This window comes from Gemmiger formicilis (assembly GCF_016901605.1).
Lineage (GTDB): Bacteria > Bacillota > Clostridia > Oscillospirales > Ruminococcaceae > Gemmiger > Gemmiger formicilis_B.
In genome coordinates this window covers 1-5,939 of sequence record NZ_JACJKP010000177.1, presented here as the reverse complement: position 1 = coordinate 5,939, position 5,939 = coordinate 1, and the positions used below count along the sequence as shown (strand labels likewise).

At 49.8% G+C, this 5,939-nt stretch carries 6 protein-coding genes; all 6 read left to right on the top strand.

The genetic code is table 11. From position 1 onward, the window contains the following. Nucleotides 1-23 precede the first annotated feature (23 nt). The 6 genes from H6B10_RS12075 to H6B10_RS12050 all read left to right on the top strand — a co-directional run bounded on the left by H6B10_RS12075 (nucleotide 24) and on the right by H6B10_RS12050 (nucleotide 5,352). The gene (locus H6B10_RS12075) at nucleotides 24-956 is read left to right on the top strand and encodes an RluA family pseudouridine synthase (protein WP_204651833.1); all 933 of its coding nucleotides are present in this window, start codon (nucleotides 24-26) and stop codon (nucleotides 954-956) included. Then, nucleotides 953-1,783 (top strand): HAD family hydrolase, encoded by an 831-nt coding sequence (locus tag H6B10_RS12070; RefSeq protein WP_204651832.1) that lies wholly within the window; start codon nucleotides 953-955, stop codon nucleotides 1,781-1,783. The genes H6B10_RS12075 and H6B10_RS12070 overlap by 4 nt, the downstream gene beginning before the upstream one ends. 32 nt (nucleotides 1,784-1,815) lie before the next feature. Next, entirely contained in the window at nucleotides 1,816-2,289 is a 474-nt protein-coding gene (locus H6B10_RS12065; protein ID WP_204651831.1) for a PTS sugar transporter subunit IIA, read from the top strand. Nucleotides 2,290-2,516: 227 nt separating this feature from the next. Then, entirely contained in the window at nucleotides 2,517-3,524 is a 1,008-nt protein-coding gene (locus H6B10_RS12060; RefSeq protein ID WP_204651830.1) for an ABC transporter substrate-binding protein, read from the top strand. Between the two features lie 93 nt (nucleotides 3,525-3,617). Continuing rightward, nucleotides 3,618-4,565, top strand: a complete 948-nt coding sequence (locus tag H6B10_RS12055) for an ABC transporter permease (protein ID WP_204651829.1) — start codon at nucleotides 3,618-3,620, stop codon at nucleotides 4,563-4,565. Continuing rightward, nucleotides 4,558-5,352: an ABC transporter ATP-binding protein gene (locus H6B10_RS12050; RefSeq protein ID WP_204651828.1), complete on the top strand. Its 795-nt coding sequence runs from the start codon at nucleotides 4,558-4,560 to the stop codon at nucleotides 5,350-5,352. The genes H6B10_RS12055 and H6B10_RS12050 overlap by 8 nt, the downstream gene beginning before the upstream one ends. Nucleotides 5,353-5,939 lie beyond the last annotated feature (587 nt).

Below are 5,939 nucleotides of genomic sequence, written 5' to 3'. Positions count from 1 at the left end.
CCGGCTGCAGGATGAAAAAGCCGATGGAACAGATTGAAATCATTGCCGGCGAACAGGCTGGCGGACGTTTGGATGCGTGGCTGGCGACACAGTGTGATAATCTGTCCCGAAGCGCCGTCCAGACATTGATTGAACAGGGCTTGATCACAGAGAGCGGCAGACCCGTCAACAAAAAAGATAAAGTGCGCCCGGGGAGCTGTTATTGGATTCAGCTCCCGGACCCTCAGCCGATCGAAGCGGTACCGCAACCTATTCCGCTTTCCGTCGTCTATGAGGATGCGGACTTGATTGTAGTTGATAAACCCAAAGGAATGGTGGTGCACCCGGCGCCGGGCAATCCGGACGGGACGCTGGTCAATGCGCTGCTGTATCATTGCCAGGGGCAGCTTTCCGGGATCGGAGGCGCTATTCGGCCCGGTATTGTACATCGGATCGATAAGGATACCAGCGGTTTGTTGGTTGTTGCCAAAAATGATGCGGCCCATCAGGCGTTAAGCGATCAGATGCGGGTACACAGCATTCACAGGGTGTATCATGCGGTGGCTTACGGCAACCTCCGGGAAGAGGAGGGGGCTGTGGAAACCTGGCTTGGTCGGGACCCGCACGACAGGAAAAAGATGGCTGTTGTAAAGGAAGAAGCGGCTGGCGCACGCTATGCCTATACTTCCTGGCGTGTACAGGAGCGTTTTGGAAACTTTACCTATATTGCCTGCAAGTTGAAAACGGGCAGGACCCATCAGATTCGTGTTCATATGGCGTCTATAGGCCACCCGCTGGCGGGGGATCTGGTATATGGCCCCAAAAACGGAATCAAAAATCTGGCAGGGCAGTGCCTGCATGCAAAAGAGTTGGGATTTGTTCATCCGACAACAGGAGAATGGATGCAGTTTGATTCTCCGTTGCCGCCCTATTTTACGGAATTTCTGAATCGGTTAAGAAAGGAACACCGTGCATGAAATCAGCACTCAGCGATTATCTGGTCATTTGTGATATGGATAATACTCTGCTTACCGCCAAAGAAGGCCTTCCGGCGTGTAACCGGACGGTAATTCAATTGTTCATTGAATTGGGCGGTCTGTTTACGGTGGCGACCGGCCGACCGCCGGAGTCCATTCGTGCGGCGCTAGACGGCATTCAGCTTTCGCTGCCGGCGATTTCATGCAACGGTGCTTTGCTGTATGATTTCTCGACTGAATCGGTGTTGCACAGGGCTACGTTGAACCGGGAACAGGCTACAGCGGCCATTGCGGATATTTTGCCGAAATTTCCCAAAATGGGAATCGAGGTGATGGCAGGCAATGGTGAAATGTATGTGATCCACGCCAACGAATATACGCACGCCCATCAGGTGGATGAACATCTGGGCAGCATTGCTTGCCCTATTGAATGCGTGCCTGACGGGTGGGTGAAGGTTGTGTTTGCCTCCGATCCGGAAACAATCCGAAAACTGGGCCAGTACGCCAAAACCAAGTATTATGGTCGTGACAATTACTTTTTGGCTACCAACAATATCTATCTTGAAATTATGCCGGGGGGCGTCAGTAAAGCAACCGGGATGCATGACCTTTGCGCATTGATGAACCGATCTCAGAAAAAGACCATTGTGATTGGGGACTATTACAATGATCTGGAATTGATGCGCGAAGCAGGCTATGCTGTAGCGGTAGCCAACGCGCCGGCAGAAGTAAAAGCGAATGCAGACACGGTGACGACCTGCACCTGTTCGGAAGGTGCGGTTGGAGAGTACTTATACCAATTGATCCGCCGAGTCACCGATGTGTGATCCAAATGTGTACAGCATAGGGAAATGATGGTATGAAAGTAAGCGAGCTGATGAATCCCAAGGGGATTTTGCTGTATGCCAACATTGACAATGCAGCGGATGCACTGGGGATTTTGGTAGAATTGCAGGAAGGAATTGGCGTCATTACCAACGGTACGGCGTACTATAATGCGGTATGCCAGCGCGAAGCCTTTGGCGGCACCACGGCTATTGGTGACGGAATTGCATTGCCCCATGCCGGGAACGCGGGCGTATCAGCACCGGGAATCTCGGCCTTGACGTTGCGCCATGGTGTGGATTGGGGCGCTCCGGATGGCCAGCCTGTAGATTTGCTGTTTATGATTGCGGTGCCGCCGGAAGAGGATGGCCTGCATTTGCAGATTTTGGCACGGTTGGTCAACCTGTTAAGCCGCACTACCTTGGTAGATGCATTGCGCCATGCCAGCAGTCCACTGCGCTTTTTGGAATTGCTGCAAAAAGCAGAAAACACTTGTTTTGGCGATTGATAGATGGAAAAAATATCTGGCAGAGTTGTACTCTGCCAGATGTTTTTTTGTCTAAATGCAGCACGTTGCACATGGTTCAAGCAAATATAAAAGTATAAATTGTGCAATATGAACATTGCTTTAGGGCGGTAAAGTGTGCTATACTTTAAAGCACTAAATCGGTAAACGGCTTTGACGGACATAATCCGAAAAAGATCCGGATGCCGGTCCTGTCGGGAGGAAGAGATATGAAAAAAGCTGTATCCTTGTTAATGGCTGCAACATTGGGTTTGAGTCTTGCAGCCTGTGGAAGTACCGCAACAAGCAGTTCTTCGGCTGCTGCGTCAGAGACTTCGTCTGCGGAAGCGACGGGAACTGTGTATAAGATCGGCATTTGTCAGTTGGTGCAGCATGATGCGTTGGATGCTGCGACGCAGGGATTTAAAGACGCCCTGGTGGAAAAGCTGGGGGAGGGGAATGTCGAATTTGATGAACAGAACGCCTCCGGTGATACAGCCAACTGTGCGACGATTATCAATGGTTTTGTATCCACGGACGTGGATTTGATTTTGGCAAATGCGACTGCGCCCTTGCAATCGGCTACGCAGGCTACGGCAGATATTCCGATTCTGGGAACTTCCGTAACGGACTATGCTACCGCTTTGGACATTTCGGATTGGACAGGAACGGTTGGCGGAAATGTTTCCGGTACGTCAGACTTGGCACCTTTGGATCAGCAGGCGGCTATGATCCAGGAACTTTTCCCGGATGCCAAAAATATCGGTCTTTTGTACTGCAGCGCGGAAGCAAACTCCGTGTATCAGTGTGATGTGATTGAGGGGTATCTGACGGATGCGGGCTACACGGTCACGCGCTACGCCTTTACAGATACCAACGATGTCACTTCGGTAACACAGACGGCGGCAGATGCATCGGATGTGATTTACATTCCCACCGATAATACGGCAGCTTCCAACACCGAAGCGATTGCCAATGTGGTTCTGCCCGCGAAGGTTCCGGTTGTCGCCGGTGAAGAAGGTATCTGCAAGGGATGCGGCGTTGCCACGTTGTCCATCAGTTACTATGATCTGGGATACCAGACCGGCACAATGGCCTATAAGATTTTGGCGGAAGGCGCGGACATCTCCACCATGCCCGTTGAGTTTGCTCCCAATGTTACGAAAAAGTACAATGCGGCGAATTGCGAAGCGGTTGGCTTGACGGTTCCGGATGGTTACGAAGCAATCAGCGAATAAAATTTGAATAAAGCAACAGCGGGAAAAGGGCCTGCACCCTTTCCCCGCTGTTTTGGTGCTTATGATTTTGAATGTGAATGGAGGAGATCCCGCATGGATTTTCTGACTTCCTTGCTCAATTCTATGCCCGGTGCTGTGGCGCAAGGTCTGATTTGGGGCATTATGGCGATTGGCGTATACATTACTTATCGCGTTTTGGATATTGCTGATCTTACAGTGGACGGCTCGTTGGGGACTGGCGGTGCAGTGTGTGTGGTACTGGTTTTGAATGGCGTCCCGGTGGGAATTGCTTTGCTGGCTGCGACACTGGCTGGTATGCTGGCAGGCATGGTTACCGGATTGTTCCATACAATTTGCGGCATTCCGGCTATTTTGGCGGGCATTCTTACACAGCTGGCGCTGTATTCCATTAATCTCCGGATTATGGGAGCAGGAACCGGGGGCGGAAAAGCAAACCTGCCCATCAGTGTGGACAAGTATTCTTTGTTGGTATCGGCACGGTATGTGCGTGAAACGGCAGCCAACAATCCGTTGCTTACGCTGGTCATTTTCTGCGTAATTCTGGTTGCGGTTTTGTATTGGTTTTTTGGTACGGAGTTGGGATGCTCTTTGCGGGCTACCGGCGCAAATCAGAATATGGCCCGCGCACAGGGAATCAATACCAGCATGGCAAAGGTGTTGGGACTTATGATTTCCAACGGTCTGGTGGCGCTGTCCGGCGGTTTGCTGGCACAATACCAGGGATTCTCAGATATCAATATGGGACGTGGTGCTATTGTTATTGGCTTGGCTGCGGTGATTATCGGTGAAGTGATTTTCAGCAAGATTTTCCGCAATTTTGCACTCAAACTGACGGCGGCCATCATTGGCGCTATTATTTACTATATGGTTATGACCTTTGTCTTGCGTCTGGGGCTTTCGACCGACGACCTGAAGCTGCTGACTGCTTTGGTGGTGGCGGTATTCCTGACGGTGCCGTATTGGAAAGGAAAGTATTTTACCAAACCCAGCGTTAAGAAGGGGGAGAAAAACCATGCTTGAAATCAAAAATGTGTATAAAACCTTCAATGCCGGTACGGTAAACGAGAAGGTGGCTCTGAATGGCCTGGACCTCAAATTGGAAGACGGAGATTTTGTTACTGTAATTGGTGGCAATGGTGCCGGCAAATCTACCATGCTCAACGCGGTGGCAGGTGTATGGCCGGTGGATATGGGTAAAATCATCATTGACGGGCAGGATGTAACACGTTTGTCTGAACATAAACGCGCCAAATATATCGGGCGTGTGTTCCAGGACCCGATGATGGGAACCGCAGCAACCATGGGGATTGATGAGAACCTGGCACTTGCGGCACGGCGCGGTTTGGCGCGTACTCTCCGGACCGGGATTACAAAAAAGGAGCACGAAGAATACTATCATCTGCTCAAAACCCTGGATTTGGGACTGGAAGAGCGCATGACCAGCAAAGTGGGATTGCTTTCGGGTGGTCAGCGGCAGGCGGTCACGTTGTTGATGGCAACACTGAAAAAACCGAGACTCCTTTTGTTGGATGAACATACGGCAGCGTTGGACCCCAAGACGGCGGCGAAAGTTCTGACTCTTTCCGATAAAATTGTGCACGAAAACCACCTGACGACCTTGATGATCACGCATAATATGAAAGATGCGATCCGCTACGGGAATCGTTTGATCATGATGTATGAGGGACGTGTTATCTACGATGTTCGCGGCGAAGAAAAGGCAAAATTGCAGGTCGGCGATCTGCTGCAACGTTTTGAGCAAGTCAGCGATGGCGATTTTGCAAACGATCGTATGCTGCTTTCTTGATTAGACAAGAGAAAATAGTCAATTAAAAGATCCGGTACGTTCAGTGCTGGGTCTTTTTATATAATAATGAAGACAGCGTACTGTGTGAGAGGCTTGAGAGGTTTGTTTTTGTGTATGATATTGCGCCTGAGTCACTGTACAGTTTTTGATAGTGTTGTTTCATAGTCCTGAAGGGAGATATCTATGTAGCGTTGGTATGCCAGATTGTTGAACAGGAAAAAGCGTAAAATAAAAAATGTCAAAAAATCTGAAAAAAGTGTTGACAAAGTGTTTCCCCGGTGGTATTATAGTCAAGCTGTCTGGCGCGAGAGCGACCGCGACAACCGCTGAAAACCGCATAACAACAGCCTTTGAGGGATTTTCGGGAGCTTCGGCTTACGAAAAAACTTCAAAAAAATCTCAAAAAAGTTCTTGACAAAGGGAACTTCGCGAGATATAATAAATAGGCTGTCACGCGAGATGCGAACAGCGAACAGGACCTTGAAAATTGAACAAAACTGAAACTTGTGGAACCTTATCGTGGGTTTGGAAACCCACGTAAATCAATTCCAAATTACAAGTAATTCAAACAGGACGCAAGCGATTGT